This window comes from Plantactinospora soyae (assembly GCF_014874095.1).
GTDB lineage: Bacteria > Actinomycetota > Actinomycetes > Mycobacteriales > Micromonosporaceae > Plantactinospora > Plantactinospora soyae.
This window is the reverse complement of the sequence record NZ_JADBEB010000001.1, coordinates 4,667,808-4,683,409: the sequence shown is the minus strand read 5'-3', so window position 1 is coordinate 4,683,409 and position 15,602 is coordinate 4,667,808. Positions and strand designations below refer to the sequence as shown.

At 71.4% G+C, this 15,602-nt stretch carries 10 protein-coding genes; 2 read left to right on the top strand and 8 right to left on the bottom strand.

Annotation, left to right across the window (positions count from 1 at the left end; genetic code table 11):
• Positions 1–7: 7 nt before the first annotated feature.
• From H4W31_RS20825 to H4W31_RS20795, 7 genes are all read right to left on the bottom strand, one after another.
• Entirely contained in the window at positions 8–2,077 is a 2,070-nt protein-coding gene (locus tag H4W31_RS20825; protein WP_404825722.1) for a cellulase family glycosylhydrolase, read from the bottom strand.
• Positions 2,078–2,492: 415 nt separating this feature from the next.
• Positions 2,493–3,014 carry an SgcJ/EcaC family oxidoreductase gene (locus H4W31_RS20820; protein WP_192768191.1) on the bottom strand — a complete coding sequence of 174 codons (522 nt, stop codon included), beginning with the start codon at positions 3,012–3,014 and terminating at the stop codon, positions 2,493–2,495.
• Positions 3,015–3,193: 179 nt separating this feature from the next.
• Positions 3,194–4,243 carry an aldo/keto reductase gene (locus tag H4W31_RS20815; protein ID WP_192768190.1) on the bottom strand — a complete coding sequence of 350 codons (1,050 nt, stop codon included), beginning with the start codon at positions 4,241–4,243 and terminating at the stop codon, positions 3,194–3,196.
• Positions 4,244–4,425: 182 nt separating this feature from the next.
• Entirely contained in the window at positions 4,426–5,301 is an 876-nt protein-coding gene (locus tag H4W31_RS20810; RefSeq protein WP_192768189.1) for an amidohydrolase family protein, read from the bottom strand.
• Complete coding sequence (locus tag H4W31_RS20805; protein ID WP_192768188.1) at positions 5,298–6,311, bottom strand: aldo/keto reductase; 1,014 nt, start codon at positions 6,309–6,311, stop codon at positions 5,298–5,300. Before H4W31_RS20805 ends, H4W31_RS20810 begins: the two co-directional genes overlap by 4 nt.
• The gene (locus H4W31_RS20800; RefSeq protein ID WP_318783304.1) at positions 6,308–6,619 is read right to left on the bottom strand and encodes an L-rhamnose mutarotase; all 312 of its coding nucleotides are present in this window, start codon (positions 6,617–6,619) and stop codon (positions 6,308–6,310) included. Before H4W31_RS20800 ends, H4W31_RS20805 begins: the two co-directional genes overlap by 4 nt.
• A gap of 10 nt (positions 6,620–6,629) precedes the next feature.
• Positions 6,630–7,406 (bottom strand): SDR family NAD(P)-dependent oxidoreductase, encoded by a 777-nt coding sequence (locus tag H4W31_RS20795; protein ID WP_192768187.1) that lies wholly within the window; start codon positions 7,404–7,406, stop codon positions 6,630–6,632.
• Positions 7,407–8,017: 611 nt separating this feature from the next.
• On the opposite strand from H4W31_RS20795, the gene H4W31_RS20790 reads away from it, so the two are divergent.
• A complete protein-coding gene (locus H4W31_RS20790) occupies positions 8,018–11,635 on the top strand; it encodes a discoidin domain-containing protein (protein ID WP_192768186.1) in 3,618 nt (1,205 codons plus the stop codon).
• Positions 11,636–11,732: 97 nt separating this feature from the next.
• The gene (locus tag H4W31_RS20785; protein WP_192768185.1) at positions 11,733–15,041 is read left to right on the top strand and encodes a hypothetical protein; all 3,309 of its coding nucleotides are present in this window, start codon (positions 11,733–11,735) and stop codon (positions 15,039–15,041) included.
• A 37-nt stretch (positions 15,042–15,078) separates the two neighbouring features.
• On the opposite strand, the gene H4W31_RS20780 is transcribed toward H4W31_RS20785, so the two are convergent.
• Complete coding sequence (locus H4W31_RS20780; RefSeq protein ID WP_192768184.1) at positions 15,079–15,573, bottom strand: NUDIX hydrolase; 495 nt, start codon at positions 15,571–15,573, stop codon at positions 15,079–15,081.
• Between the last annotated feature and the right edge of the window lie 29 nt (positions 15,574–15,602).

Below are 15,602 nucleotides of genomic sequence, written 5' to 3'. Positions count from 1 at the left end.
CGTCAGGTCACGACGTCGTGCCGGTGACGTTGCCGCCCGACTCGGTGACGTAGTACGTGAGGGTCGTACCGCTCCAGAAGTGGAACGTCAGGGTGACCCGCTGTCCGTCGTTCACCTCGGCGAAGAACTCGGGCTTCAGGGTGATCGAGTTCGCGCTGTAGTTCGGGGCGAACGCGACGTCGAACTCCTTGAACGAGGTCCAGTTGTGCGGACCCGCGTTGCTGCCGTCGGCGTACTTCGCCTCCATGGTGGCGAGCTGGTCCCCCCGGAACTGCGTCGGTACGGCGAACGAGGCCGCCGCCCCGGTCGCGTTGGAGAGCACCGGCGGGTCGTACGTGATGATGCTGATCCGCCACGGCACGCCCTGCGAGAAGCGGGCCTGGATGTTCGCGTTGACGCCGTACGCCCGGGAGCCGACCAGCCGGGTGAGGGCGGCCGCGGTGAGCGTGAGCGTGCTGCCGGAGACCGTGTAGTCGGTACCGTTCACGAGGTCGGTGTTCCCCTGGCGCAGTCCCTGGAACGTGGTGCCGTTCAGGTTGAGGGTCAGGCTCTTGCTGGTGATCGAGCCGGTTCTCGGCACGTACACCTGGTCGCTGGACGCGGTGCCGGAGCGCGTGGTCCAGCTCGATTTGATCTGGGCAAACAGCTCCGGGTCGCTCCACTGGAACGACGTACGGCCGAAGTGCTGCCCGTTGTCCCACAGTTGCGTGGTGATTCTCCGGTTGCGTGCGTAGTAGCCGAGATACTCGAAGAACTTCAGCTTCTCGCCCTGCTCGATGGTGCCGGTGTGCCGGTCGAAGCCGAGCAGCCCGTACTCGCCGATGACGACCGGGATGTTGCGCGAGACGAACGCGTTGTACACCCGGTCGAGCACGCCGGTCAGGTCCTGCTGGGCGGTGGCGTCGAAGCGGGTACCGCCGGCGACGTTCACGCTGAACGGCCAGTACCCGTAGAAGTGGACGGTCGCGATGAGGTTGGGGTCGTTCAACGCGGTGAACGTGCTCACCAACTCGTCCACCCGGGGCTGGTCGGCCGAGGTGTGCAGGGTCGGGAGCACGAGCAGCCGGGTGGCGTTGTTGCCGCCGGACTGGCGGACGATCCGGTGGAAGGACGTGTTCAGCTCGTTCAACAGCGTCGCGTTCTGGGCATCGCCGGAGCTGCCGGTGAACTGTGGCTCGTTGACGCTCTCGAAGTGCAGCCGGGGTGAGGCGTCCCGGAACGCGCTGGCGAGCTGGGTCCAGAGTGCGTTGTACCGGTTGAGCACGTTGGTGCGGTCGGTCGGCATCGTGTTGATCCACTGCCACGAGTCGTGGTGGAGGTTGATCATCACGTAGAAGCCGTCGGCCAGGGCCCAGTTGACCACCTCACGTACCCGGTTGAGCCAGGCCGCGTCGATCGTGTAGCTCGGCGCCGCGCCGTGGTGGTTGGTCCAGGTGACCGGGATCCGGATGCTGTTGAAGCCCTGCGCCCGGATGTTGTCCAGCAACGCCTCGGTCACCCTCGGGTTGCCCCAGGCGGTCTCGTCGGCGCCGACCGCGTCGAACGAGTTCCCCAGGTTCCAGCCCGGCTGCATCGCGGCCACCGCGGCCATCGGGTTGCCGGCCGGCGGTGGCGTGGTCGGCGGTGGTGTGGTCGGCGGCCGGGTGGTCGGCGGCGGGGTCGTGGGCGGCCGGGTGGTCGGCGTCGTCGTACCCCCGACGCTGCCCGTGCAGGCGACACCGTTGAGCGTGAACGAGGTGGGTACGGCGTTCGTACCCGACCAGGAGCCGTTGAAGCCGAACGACACCGTGCCGTTGGTCGCGAGCGCGCCGTTGTAGCTGACGTTGGTCGCGGTCACCTGGCTGCCGGACGAGGTGACGTTGGCGTTCCACGCCTGGGTCACCCGCTGCCCGGACGGGAACGTCCAGACCAGGCTCCAGCCACTGAGCGGGTCACCGAGGTTGGTGATGCCCACGTTGGCGCTGAAGCCACCCGACCACTGCGACGCCGTCGCGTACGCCACCCGGCAGCCGGCGGCCGCCTGCGCGCTGGCCGCCACCATCGCACCGGTGGCCAGCAGCAGTGCCGCACTGCCCATGACCAAACCGACCCGCCACCGGGCTCTTCGCAACGTGCTCTGCAGACTCACAATGGCACTCCTTGCCTGGATCTCGGCCGCTGAAAAAGACGGTGGGGCGCGCCGCAGGCGAGGGCGCGCACTGCCCCCGGACAGTCGAGATTAAGTTTGGATGCCAAACTTTGTCAATCGGCGTTCAGCTATCTCCTGGCGGACGCGCACTCCGTCCGATCCAGGTCGGAGCAGCGGTCCCGCCAGGCTGCCGGGAGGCCCACCGGCCGGACGTCGGCGTCGACCCGAGGTTGGGGCCCGAGTTCGTCGAGGGGTGGCTTTCGTCCCGGCGGGGGCGGACAGGGGGCAGGCCAGCGCCGGCAGGTCGTCGCGCGGCCGGGCCGAGGAACTCCGGCCCGGCACCGGCGCCGATAACGGGATCAGTTCACGGTAACGGGTCGATTCGAGTGTTCTGGAACGACGTCTGTAGCCATCCACCGTGCCGCTTACGTAGCACGTTCGTGTTCCTCGAATCGGAGCCAGATCGGCAGGCTTCCTGACCGGCGTCGATAATGCAACTCGTGCGTACGATTATCGCGACGTCCGGTTCGAGGAACCGGATGTGCTCGCCGAGCCGCACGATCCGACTGGGTGGAATGTAGAGGTCGAAGGCGTGCTGCATTCCTGCGGCGATACCCCGGCGGGTGACCAGGTAGTCGCCGTTGAAGGTGACCAGGTCGGCGTCCTCGGCGAACGTGGCGGCAAAGGCCGTTCCGTCCTCGGCCGCCCAGGCCGCCTCCTGCTGCCCCAGGATGCGCTCGAATGCGGCGAGGTCGCGCTCGCGGTCGTCAGATATCGCCTTTCCTGCCGCCGTTTCGGTTGCGCCGGCACTTGTCGGGATCAGGCCGCCGGCCATTGCCGTCGCCATTGCCAGCGCTACCAGCCAGAATTTGTGTCGGGTCCGCATCGGTTTACCTCCGGTCGTGTCGATGCAGCGACCGTAAATGTCCCGATACAGCGCCGCCAACCCTCCGGCGGGCGATCCCGTCATACCTGTCTGGAGGGACAACGGATGCCCCCGCCGGAGGATCTGGCGTCGTATTCGTCGTCGTCGGCATCCGGCCACGACACACCGGGTGGGGAGGTTCAGCGACCGTCGAGGTGAGTGGCGCTGAGCCCGGCGACCCACGGAGTCTGTTCGCACTCGGCGATGAAGTCGGCAGGGAATCCGGCGGTGAACTCCACCGCCGCCGAGAGCCGCGCCACCGCCTCGGCGGGCAGTACGACATCGACGGCACCGAGATTGTCCCTGAGCTGCCGTACGCTGCTGACCCCGATGATCGGATGTACGGCTCGGGAGGCCGCCCGGGTCCAGGCGATGGCCACCTGGGCGGCACTGACCCCCAGTTCGTCCGCGACGTCCTGCACCGCCCGGACCGCCGCCCGCTCCCGCCCACTGAGCGAACCCGCACCGAGCGGATCGGCACCGTCGGAGACAGCGCCGGCAGAACCGGCAGCGGAGGAGTCGGGCCGGGTGTGCCTGCCGGACAGCAGGCCGTGTGCGAGCGGCGACCAGGTCGCCACGGTCATCCCGAACGCCTCCGCCATCGGCAGCAACTCCCGCTCGATGTCCCGCTCCAGCAGGTTGTACGGCACCTGGAGGCCCACGAACGGCGTCCAGTCCCGCCACTGCGCCAGTGTGTTGGCCCGGCTCACCACCCAGGCCGGGGCGTCGGAGATGCCGACGTACAGGATCTTCCCGGCCCGTACGGCGTCGTCGAGGGCCCGCATCATCTCCTCGATCGGGGTGTGCCGGTCCCAGACGTGCACCCAGTACAGGTCGATGTAGTCGGTGCGGAGCCGTCGCAGACTGGTCTCCAGCGACAGCGTGAGGTTCTTGCGGTGGTTGCCGGCGGCGTTGGGGTCGCTGGTGTTCCGGGCGCAGGTGTACTTGGTGGCCAGGACCAGCCGGTCCCGCCGCCCCTCCAGCACCTCGCCGAGGACCTGCTCGCTCTCCCCGCCGCCGTAGTTCACCGCCGTGTCGACGACGTTGCCGCCGGCGTCGAGATAGACGTCGAGGATGTCGCGGATCTCCGGCAGCCGGGTACGCCCCCCGTCCTGCTCACCGAAGTTCATCGCGCCGAGGAACAACTCGGAGATTCGCAGGCCGGTCTGGCCAAGTAGTCGGTACCGCAAGAGGAAGGCTCCTGTCCTGTCGTCGGGTGCGCGCTTCGTGCACCACCCTGCGGGAACAGGCGCCCGCGAGTAAGGCCGGGCCGAGACCAGCCCTCCCAGGGCCACCCTCAGCCAGCTGCCCCGCCCGGCCTTCCGCCGCTCGTCACCGGAGTCGGTGCCGGGGCCGGGTCGGGTGATTCGCCCTACGATCCGGCGGTCAGTCCGGTCGATCCGGCCAGCCGGTACACCCGGACGGCGGTGCCGCCGAAGACGTCGTCCCGCTCCCCCGCCGACAACGGTGGCAGCGCCTCGACCAGGGCGTCCCGGACCGTGCCGTAGCCGGCGGCGAGCAGGCAGACCGGCCAGTCCGAGCCGAACATCAGCCGGTCCGGGCCGAACCGCTCGACGGCGGTCGCCACGAACGGGCGCAGGTCGTCGACCGTCCACCGGGTCCAGTCGGCCTCGGTGACCAGTCCGGAGAGCTTCGCGGTGACGTTCGGCCGGGCGGCCAGCGTACCGAGCGGGTCGGCCCAGTCGGCGTGTCCGGCGGTACCGGCAGAGATCCGGGGCTTGCCCAGGTGGTCCAGCACGAACCGCAACTCGGGGACCGCCTCGGCGGCCCGCGCCGCGCCGGGCAACTGGTCCGCCCGGATCACCAGGTCGAAGGCGAGTCCGGCAGCCGCGACGGTACGCAGTCCGGCCCGCACCTCCGGCCGGTCCAGGTAGTTCGGGTCCGGCTCACCCTGCACCTGCGGCCGGATCCCGACCAGCCGCTCTCCCCCGGGCAGTTCCCGGTAGCCGGCCAGGATGTCGGCCAGTCCCGGATCGGTGGGGTCGGCCCAGGCCACCACCGCGGCGATCGGCCCGGTGTCGCGGGCGTACCGGAGCAGGATCGCCGCCTCGGCCGGATCGCAGCGTCCGCCCTCGACCAGCACCGTCCGGTCCACCCCGACGGCCGTCAACTCCCGGCACAGGTCGTCCGGGGTGAAGGTACGCCGGATCGGGGCCAGGTCCGGATCGTCGAGCCAGCCGTACCCGTCCTCGATCCGCCACAGGTGGTGGTGCGCGTCGACGATCACGAGGAGGCCACCGCCCGGTACGGCCGGGGCGCGTCCGGCCGGAGCAGGCCCGACTCGACCAGTTCGGTCCAGAGTTCGTCGGGCGGGGTCGGGGCGGCGGCCAACTCGGCGTTGCGGCTGATCTGTTCGGCGTTCCGGGCACCGACCAGCACCGAGGCCACCGCCGGATGGGCTCCGGCGAAGGCCAGCGCGGCGGCCGGCAGCGGGACGCCGTACCGGGCGCAGACCTCGGCGATCGCCTGGGCCCGGCCCACGATCGGGGCCGGCGCCTCGGCGTACTCGTAGGGCAGGCCGGCGTGGGGTCGATCGACGGCCAGCAGGCCACTGTTGAAGACCCCGACGTTGAGCACCGACACGCCCCGGGACAGGCAGTCCGGCAGCAGGCTGTCCAACGCGGGCTGTTCCAGCAGGGTGTACCGGCCGGCCAGCATCACCGCGTCGACGTCGGTCTCGGTGACGAACCGGTGCAGCACCTCCCACCGCTTCGAGCCGACCCCGAGCGCACCGATCACGCCCTGGGCCCGTAACTCGTGCAACGCCGGGTACGCCTGCCCGAGCGCCTCCGCCTGATGGTCCTCCGGATCGTGGATCAGCAGCAGGTCCACCCGGTCCAGGCCGAGCCGGTCGAGGCTGGCCGCCAGGGTCCGGCGTACCCCGTCGGCGCTGAAGTCCCAGACCCGGCGGTACGCGGCCGGTACGTCGAAGCCCTCGTCGTCCCGGCGTCCGGCACCGTCGGGATCCGGCACCAGCCGCCGGCCGACCTTGGTGCTGACGGTGTAGCCGGACCGGGGACGGTCGACGAGTGCCGCGCCGAGTCGGCGTTCGGCCAGCCCGAGGCCGTAGTGCGGCGCGGTGTCGAAGTAGCGGATGCCGGCGGCCCAGGCGGCGTCCACAGTGGTCGCGGCGGTGCCGTCGTCGACCGCGCTGAACAGGTTGCCCAGCGGCGCGGTACCCAGACCGAGCCGACCGACCGTGACCGCCGAACGGCCCAGCCGGGGGCCGGCCGTCACGGAAGCCGCCAGACGAGGTCGAGCCCGTGGTCGTCGCCGGAGTAGTCGTCCTCGACCTCCAGCAACTCGGCCATCCTGGCCTGCCACGGGACGTTCGCCGGATGGTCCCGCAGGGCGGCCCGCATCGCCGAATAGTCGTCGACCTCCACCAGGTGGAACAGGTCCCGACCACTGCGCCAGATCCGCCAGGACCGGACCCCGGCATCCCGCAGTGCCCCGTCCAGCGCGGTCGGGATGGTGGCGTGCACCCGCTCGTACTCCTGCTCCCTGCCCGGTTTCAGCCGGGTGTGCAGGGCGATCTGCTCCACGCGTACCTCCTCAGGACCTGACCGGTCCGGCGTCGGCGGCCGGTGGCCGGAGCCGCAGGCCCTGCATCCCGCCGTCCACCGCGAGTACGGCGCCGGTGGTGGACGCGGCCGACGGGCTGGCCAGGTGCACGATCGCGGCGGCCACCTCGTCCGCGCTGACCAGCCGGCCGGTGGCCTGCCGCGCCCGCAGCGCGGTGAGTTCGGCGTCGGGGTCGGCGGCGGCGGAGAGCAGCCGGCGGACCCACGGGGTGTCCACGGTGCCGGGGTTGACGCAGTTGACCCGGATCCCCTCCCGCACGTGGTCGGCAGCCATCGCCAGGGTCAGCGACTGGACCGCGCCCTTGCTGGCGCTGTAGAGCGCCCGCTGCGGCAGGCCGGCGGTCGCGGCGATCGAGCAGGTGTTGACGATGGCCGCGTGCGGCGACTCCCGCAGCGCCGGCAGGCAGGCCCGGGTGACCCGGACCAGGCCGACCACGTTGACGTCGAGGACCCGGTGCCACTCGTCGTCCGGGTTGCTCTCCACGGTGCCCTGCGCGCCGATCCCGGCGTTGTTGACCAGTACGTCGAGCCGGCCGAGCGTGCTCACGGCACTCCGTACCGCGGCGCGGACCGACTCGTCGTCGGTGACGTCCGCGCGGATCCCGAGCAGCGGCTCCGGTACGGCCTCCGGGGTCAGGTCGAGACAGGCCACCCGGGCGCCGCGCGCGGCCAGCAGCCGCGCGGTGGCCAGCCCGATCCCGGACGCGCCGCCGGTGACGATGGCCGTCAGGCCGGTGAACTCGGTCATCCCATCACTCCACATCGGGTCAACTGTCACGCCCGCCCACGAGCCCGCCGACCGCGATCATGCCTCGCCATACATCCGATGTCTAGCCGTCCTGCCCCGCTCGCCGCTCTGCGCGCCGGAGCCGGGCCACCAACTGCGCCGGACCCACGTTCCGACGGCCACCCTGGGCCGAGGCCACGAGGGCCCGTCGAGCCCGCAAATAACGATCGATGTGGATAAACCGCCCCAGTGTGCGCCATCGACGCGGACTGATCCGGCCGAAGTGTTGACGCGGCCGTAGCACGTCTGCAACATTACGACGACAGAGCGCAAGTTTCGGGCTAGAAGATGCCGGATAGCTTTCTACTTCCCGGAATTTCTGAACAGGCGCCCTCCGTACTCCTGCCCGGCCGCCACGGGAGGAGCGGCCCTCGGCGGGGTCGCGGCGGCGGTGGACGGACGACGGGCGGCGTTGCCGCTCGCCCCCGGCGGTGGGCGGCAGCCGGGCCAGACGCCGACTGGTCCGGCTGCCGCCCGCGACCGGCGGCGAGCGGCAGCCGGGCCAGACGCCGACCAGGTCCCGGCCGTCCCGCAGCACCCCTGTCGGTTCCGACGAGCGCCAAGGGAACGCAATGAGACAGCAGCAGGTAAGGCCGCGCCTGATCGCGGCGACGCTCGCCACCGGACTGGTCGTGGTCGCCGGATCGCTCTTTCCGACCTCCGCCTCGGCCCGCCCCGACAACCCGGCACAGCGGGCCGAGATCGCCGCCGTCCCCGCGACCATGACGGCCAGCAGTTCGCACCCGGAGTACCCGGCGAGCAACACCGACGACGGCAACCAGGCGAGCTACTGGGAGAGCAACAGCAACGCCTTTCCACAGTGGATCCAGGCCGACCTCGGGACCGCCGCCGACGTGAACCGGCTCGTGCTCAAGCTGCCGACCGGCTGGGGCACCCGGACCCAGACCCTGTCGGTGCAGAACAGCAACAACGGGACCACGTTCAGCACCCTGGTCGCCGCCACCGGCTACACCTTCAATCCGGCCAGCGGCAACACCGTCACCATCACGCTGCCCACGACCAACACCCGGTTCCTGCGGCTGCACGTCACCGCCAACACCGGCTGGCCGTCCGCCCAGCTCTCCGAATTCGAGGTGCACGGCCCGACCGGCGGCCCCGACAACCAGGCACCGACCGCGCCGACGAACCTGGCCTACACCCAGCCGGCCAGCGGGCAGATCCGGTTGACCTGGTCCGCCGCCAGCGACAACACCGGAGTGGCCGGGTACGACGTCTACGCCAACGGCACGCTCCGGGCCAACGTCGGCAACGTGCTGACGTACACGGACAGCCAGCCGGCCACCGCGACGGTGACGTACCAGGTGCGGGCCCGGGACGCCGCCGGCAACGTGTCGGGGAACAGCAACACCGTCACCCGGACCGGAACCGGTGGGCCGACCGGCACAAACCTGGCACTGGGCCGGCCGATCACCGCCTCGTCGACGGTGCACACCTTCGTCGCCACCAACGCCAACGACGACAACCTGGCGACCTACTGGGAGGGCGCCGGTGGGGCGTACCCGAGTGCGCTCACCGTGCAGCTCGGCGCGAACGCCACCGTCAGCTCGGTGGTCGTCCGGCTGAACCCGGACTCGTCCTGGGGCCCGCGTAGCCAGACCATCCAGGTGCTCGGCCGCGAGCAGAGCTCCTCGTCGTTCACCTCCCTGGCGGCGGCGACGCTGCACAACTTCAACCCGGCCAGTGGCAACAGCGTCACCATCCCGGTCAGCGGCAGCGTCGCCGACGTACGGCTGTCGATCACCTCGAACAGCGGAGCCCCGGCCGGACAGGTCGCCGAGTTCCAGGTCCTCGGGGTGCCGGCACCGAACCCGGACCTGACGGTCACCGCCGCCACCTGGAGCCCGGCCGCCCCGGTCGAGACCACCGCGATCACCGTCTCGGCCACGGTCCGCAACGCCGGCACCGCGGCGTCCGGCGCGACCAACGTCAACTTCTACCTGGGTACGACCCTGGTCGGCACCGCCGCCGTCGGCGGGCTCGCGGCCGGGGCCAGCAGCACCGTCACCGCCAACGCCGGCCCGCGCAACGCCGGCAGCTACCAGTTGACCGCCAAGGTCGACGAGTCGAACGCCGTCGTCGAGCAGAGCGAGACGAACAACAGCTTCACCAACCCGTCCCCGCTGACCGTCTCCCCGGTGGCCAGCTCGGACCTGGTCGCCGTTCCGAGCTGGTCACCGAGCACCCCGGCGAACGGCCAGACGGTCACCTTCTCGGTGGCGATCCGCAACCAGGGCACGGTCGCCTCGGCCGGCGGCGCGCACGGCATCACGGTGAACGTGCTCAACGCCACCGGTGCGACGGTCCGGACGCTGACCGGCTCGTACAGCGGCGCCATCGCCGCCGGGGCCAGCACCGCACCGGTGAGCCTCGGCACCTGGACCGCGGCCAACGGCCGGTACACGGTCCGGACGGTGCTCGCCGCCGACGCGAACGAGTTGCCGGTGAAGCAGGCCAACAACACCAGCGACACCCCGTTCTTCGTCGGGCGCGGCGCGAACATGCCGTACGAGATGTACGAGGCCGAGGACGGCGTACTCGGCGGCGGCGCGGCGACCGTCGGACCGAACCGGATCGTCGGCGACCTCGCCGGTGAGGCCTCCGGCCGGCGCGCGGTGACCCTGAACAGCAACGGTGCCTACGTCGAGTGGACCACCCGGGCGCCCACCAACACCCTGGTCACCCGGTTCTCCATTCCGGACGCCCCGGGCGGCGGCGGAGCCAACTCGACGCTGAACATCTACGTCGACGGCGCCTTCCACAAGGCGATCGACCTGACCAGCCGGTACGCCTGGCTGTACGGCAACGAGGCGCAGCCGACCAACTCGCCCGGCTCGGGTGGACCCCGGCACATCTACGACGAGGCGAACGTGCTGCTCAACTCGTCGATCCCGGCCGGCAGCCGGATCCGGCTCCAGAAGGACCCGGCCAACAACACGACGTACGCGATCGACTTCGTCAACCTCGAACAGGTCTCGCCCCGGGCGAACCCCGACCCGGCCCGCTACACCACGCCGGCCAGCACCAGCCACTCCGACGTGCAGAGCGCTTTGGACCGGGTCCGGATGGACACCACCGGCAACCTGGTCGGGGTGTACCTGCCGGCCGGCACCTACAGCACCTCGAACAAGTTCCAGGTGTACGGCAAGGCGGTAAAGGTGGTCGGCGCCGGCATGTGGTACACCCGGTTCACCACGCCGCCGGGCCAGGAGAACACCGATGCCGGCTTCCGGGTGGAGGGCACGGCGAACGGCTCGTCCTTCGAGCACATCGCCTTCTTCGGCAACTACGTCAACCGGATCGACGGCCCCGGCAAGGTCTGGGGTGAGCTGTCGAACGTGCAGAACCTGACCTTCGACAACGTCTGGGTCGAGCACACCGTCTGCATGTTCTGGGGCGTGCACGTCAGCAACATCACGATCAAGAACTCGCGGATCCGCAACACCTTCGCCGACGCGATCAACATGACCAACGGCAGCACGAACAACCTGGTCAGCAACGTCGAGGGACGCGGCAACGGCGACGACGCGTTCGCGCTCTTCTCCGCGACCGACTCCGGCGGCGGGGCGAACACCGGCAACGTCTTCGAGAACCTGACGGCGACGCTGACCTGGCGGGCGGCGGGCGTGGCGGTGTACGGCGGACAGGACAACGTCTTCCGCAACATGTACATCGCCGACCAGCTCGTCTACTCCGGAATCACGATCAGCTCGCTGGACTTCGGATACCCGTTCGTCGGCTTCGGGCCGGGGCTGACCCGGATCGAGAACGCCTCGATAGTCCGGTCCGGCGGCCACTTCTGGGGCGCGCAGACCTTCCCCGCGATATGGGTCTTCGCCGCCTCGAAGGAGATGCGGGCGATCCGGGTCAGTGACATCGACATCGTGGACCCGACCTACCACGGCATCATGTTCCAGACCAACTACGTGGGCGGTCAGCCACAGAACTCGGTCACCGACACGATATTCACCAACGTCTCGATCAGTGGGGCGCAGCGCAGCGGTGACGCGTACGACGCCAAGTCCGGGTTCGGCATCTGGGCCAACGAGATGCCCGAGCCCGGCCAGGGCCCGGCGCGCGGCACGGCGGTCTTCAACAACCTCCGGCTGAGCAACAACTACCAGAACATCCGGAACACCACGTCCACCTTCACCATCACCGTCAACCCCTAAGTGCAAGGAAGGGCCCCTTCTTATCGTTTTCTGTAGAAGAAGGGGCCCTTCCTAACACCTCAGGCCTACATGGCGGGCGGATGCGATCATCGGCGCCATGGCTGCCGCGTACCGATCCCCTGCCGTCGACGAGGCGTTCGAGCGGCTCGACCGGTACGGCACCGCCCCGTTCCCGGCTCGGATGCGGGCGCTGGCCGTACTCGGGCGGGAACTGACCGCCGAGACGTTCGCCGGGCTGCACGCCCTACTGGACGCCGGGAACGACGACGACCGGCACACCGGACTCTTCCTCGCGGTGGCCCGCCGGGACGTCGACCGGCTGGTCGCCGCGCTGGCGGATCCGCTGCTCCGATCCCGGGCGCTCGCCGCCGCCGGACGCCTGCCGGTGCCGGACGAGGTACTCGCCGGGCTGGCCCTGGACGCGACGTTGGCGGTCCGCCGGAACACGTACGGGATCCTGCGCCGTTCCCGGCGCTGGGCACTGGCCGACCGGTTGCTGCCGGAGGTGGCCCGACGGTTCGGTGACCTGGACATCGCCGCCCTGCTGCCCGCCTGCTCCCCCGACCTGGTCGCCCGATGGCTGCCCCGGCTGTCCCCGCCGCCGGGACTGCTCCGGCGCCTGGCCCGGACCGCACCACTGGCGGTCGCTGAAGCCGTCGCGACGGGGCAGGCCGGCGACGCCCTGTGGCCCCGCACGCAGGTGGTCCGGGTGCTCGCCCGACGTTCACCCGAGGCGATCCTGCTGCTGCTGGAACGCGCTCCGAGGAAGTTGATTGAACAGGCGACCACGACCCTGCTCGCCCGGCCGCGCGCCGTACTGGAGATCGTCCGCCGGGACCGGCTGACCGGGCTCTTCCTGCGGTCCCAGCGGCTACCCCGGTCGGTGGAACGCGCGGTACGGCGGCTCGACCCCGCCGAGATCGCCGAGCTCGCCGCCGCCTTCTTCGTCCAGCCGGACGACTGGATGGGCGAGGGCCGGTCCGACGGGATCCACCCGCTGCTGGCCCTGCTACCGCCCTCCGAACGGCGCCGGATCGTGGCCGCCTCCGTCGCCCCGACCACCGGGGTCTACGAAGTTCCGACCGCCGAGATCGGCACGCTGGATCCGGCGGACCGCGCCGAACTGCTCCGACCGATCCTGGCCCGCCAGCGGCGCGAGGCTCCGCCGACCGAGCTGCTCCGGTTGCTCCGGCTGATGCCGCTGCCGGACGTCGAGGAGGAGTTGCTGGTCCAGGCCGGTGCCGCGGGACACGGCGTACGGATGGTCGCCTGGCCCGCCCTGCTCGACTGCGCGCAGTGGCACGGCGATCCGGAGGCGTACGTCCGGATCCTGGATCGGGCCGAGCGCGCCTGGCACGACCAGGAGGAGGTCCGGACCGTCGCCCTGCGCCGGGCGGCCCGGACCCCCTCGTCGCTGCTGGCGGCCGTGCCGCTCCCGGTGCTCCGGGCGGCCACCGTGGCCGTCGTGCAGTCCGCCGACAGCACCCCCGACACCGTGGCGGCACTCACCTGCTGGCTGGTCCGGGTGGTCGAACGGGCCGCGGCCGAGGGAGAGTTCTCCCGCGCCGCCGACGCGCTGACGCTGCTGCTCCAGGCCGGCGCCGACGACCGGCAGGAGGGGACCGCCCCGCTCCGGCTGACCGCCGGGGCGGCGGTGGCGATCTCGGCGCTGGTCCGGCCGGAACGCGGCCGGCCGGCGACCGTACTGGCCGCCGGCCGGTTGCTCGGCCGCCATCTGCCGGCACTGCCCGAACTCGACGCCGCACTCGGCGCACTCTGGCGCTCCGCCGGCCAGGCCGTCGCCCCGACCGGCGGCAGCGCCCGGTCGAGGTCGGCTGCCGCGTTCCGGTCGGACCAGGAGCCGACGGCGGCGACCGCCGCCCGGTTGTGGCTCGGCACCGGCCCCGACCGGGACGGCCGGGTCGGCGTCGTCGCGGCCGAGGGCGCGCAGCCGGCGCTGCTGGTGTGCGCCCCGCTCGTCGCGACCCGCCGGACCGACCTGGTCGACCTGCTGCTGGACCGGATCACGACCCCGGTTCCCGGCCACGGGTGGCTGCCCGGTGTGCCCACCGCCGCGTCCCGGCGGTGGCGCCCGGCCCAGGCGCGACGCTGGCAGCTACTGCTCGCCGGGATAGCCGACGATGAGGACGCCGCACTGCCGATCCGGGTCGCCGCGACGGAACGGATCACCGAACCGAGCACCCTGCTGCGGCTGTGCCGCTCCGAGTTGCATCCGGTGGCGGCCGCCGCGCTGACCGGGCTCGGCCGGGGGGCCGACCCCGGATCCGCGCTGCCCGAACTGCTGGCCGCGGCGCCGCTGGCCGGCGTACGGGGCCGGGCGGCGATGACCGGCGTACGGCGGATGGTCACCCGGTTGCCGGAGTCGGCGGCGCTGGAGGTGTGCCGACGCGTCGTGCTGGACGAGCGGGCCAGCGTGGGTTCCCGCAAGGGTGCGGTACGGGCGGTGGCACAGATCCCGTCGACCGGGGTCCGGGATCTGCTGCTCGCCGTCTGGGACCAGCCGAACCTGCACCGCGACGTCCGGGCCGCCACGGCGGGCGAGTTGCTGCGCTGGATCGGGGACCCGGAGGTGCCGACCCGACTCGCGGCGTTCCTGACCGAGCCGGCCGTCCGGGACGTCGTACTCGACGCCCGGCCCGATGTCGTCGGGGGGCCGGCCCGCGGCGCGTACGCGGATTTCCTGGCCGCCGCGATCCGGCACCACGATCCGGCGGTGGTCCGACCGGCCCTCACCGGGTACGGGAAGTGGCTGCCGCACGGAACGGCCGGGTCCGCGCCGCTGGTCGCGCTGCTCACCGACCCCGCCACCCTGGACGACGTCTGGGACGACGGCTGCCTCCTGCTGGCCAGGAGGGTGACCGAACCGCCGATGGCCGGTGCCTGGACCGCCGTGGTGCGCGGACTGTCCGGGCCGACGACCGAGCCGGGCCGGCGCCGGCTGGCCGGCCTGGTCCGGTCGTGGTCATGGCTTCCTCCGGACCACCTGGATGTGCTGGTCGATCCGCTCGTCCAGGCGCGACTGCCCCGGGCCGCCGCCCGATGCGCCTGCTACGCCGCGATGCGGGCACTCGCCCACGGAAACGCCGATCCGGACCGGTGGGCTCGCTACCTGGGTACGGTCGACGAACGGGCCACCCGGATCGTCACACCGAGCTGGTACTCGCCGGAGGAGCCGGTGCCAACGGAGCAGGCACTGGCACTGGTCCGCTGGCTGGAGAACGCGGGCGGCACCGTCGCCATCCGGCTCGCCGTCGACCTCGTCGAGTTGGTGGGCGCGCAGAACCGGTGGGCCGAGCCGTGGCGGCAGATCGTGCTCGGCTGGCGGGAGTCCGAGGACCCTGACCTCGCCGAGCCGGCCTGGCTGACCGCGCTGCCGCCGCGCTGAGGCGTACGGCGCCGCCGGCAGCCCGCGGGCCGGATGTTCAGGACCATTCCTCGTACGGCTCGTCGATCTCCTCGCCGGCGAGGAAGGGCCCGAGCAGTCCGGGCAGTTGGCGTGGATAGAACTGCTCGGTGCTGGCGAGCACCTCGGCCACGGGGTACCAGCGGTGGTCGAAGTAGTCCTCGTCCTCGAACTCGACGCGGGAGTCGCCGACCACCTCCGGTCCGGCCGTCGGCAGCCGGACCAGCACGACCACCTCGTTGTTGATCCGCCGGTGGCCCCGGTACCGGAACGTCGCCCGTCGCCGCCAGCTCGGGGTGCCCACCTGCTCAGCGGTGATCCGGATGCCGGTCTCCTCCGCCAGTTCCCGCACCACCGCCTCGCGGTACGTCTCGCCCGGCTCGATCCCGCCGCCGGGCAGCTCCCACCAGGTCCCCAGTTCGGGGTAGTGCGGGTCACGGGTGTGGAACAGCAGCACGCAGTCATGCTGATCCAGCACCACGGCCCGTACGACGTTGCGCTCGATGACGTCCACCGGACGATGTTGACAGGTATCGGTGCGGG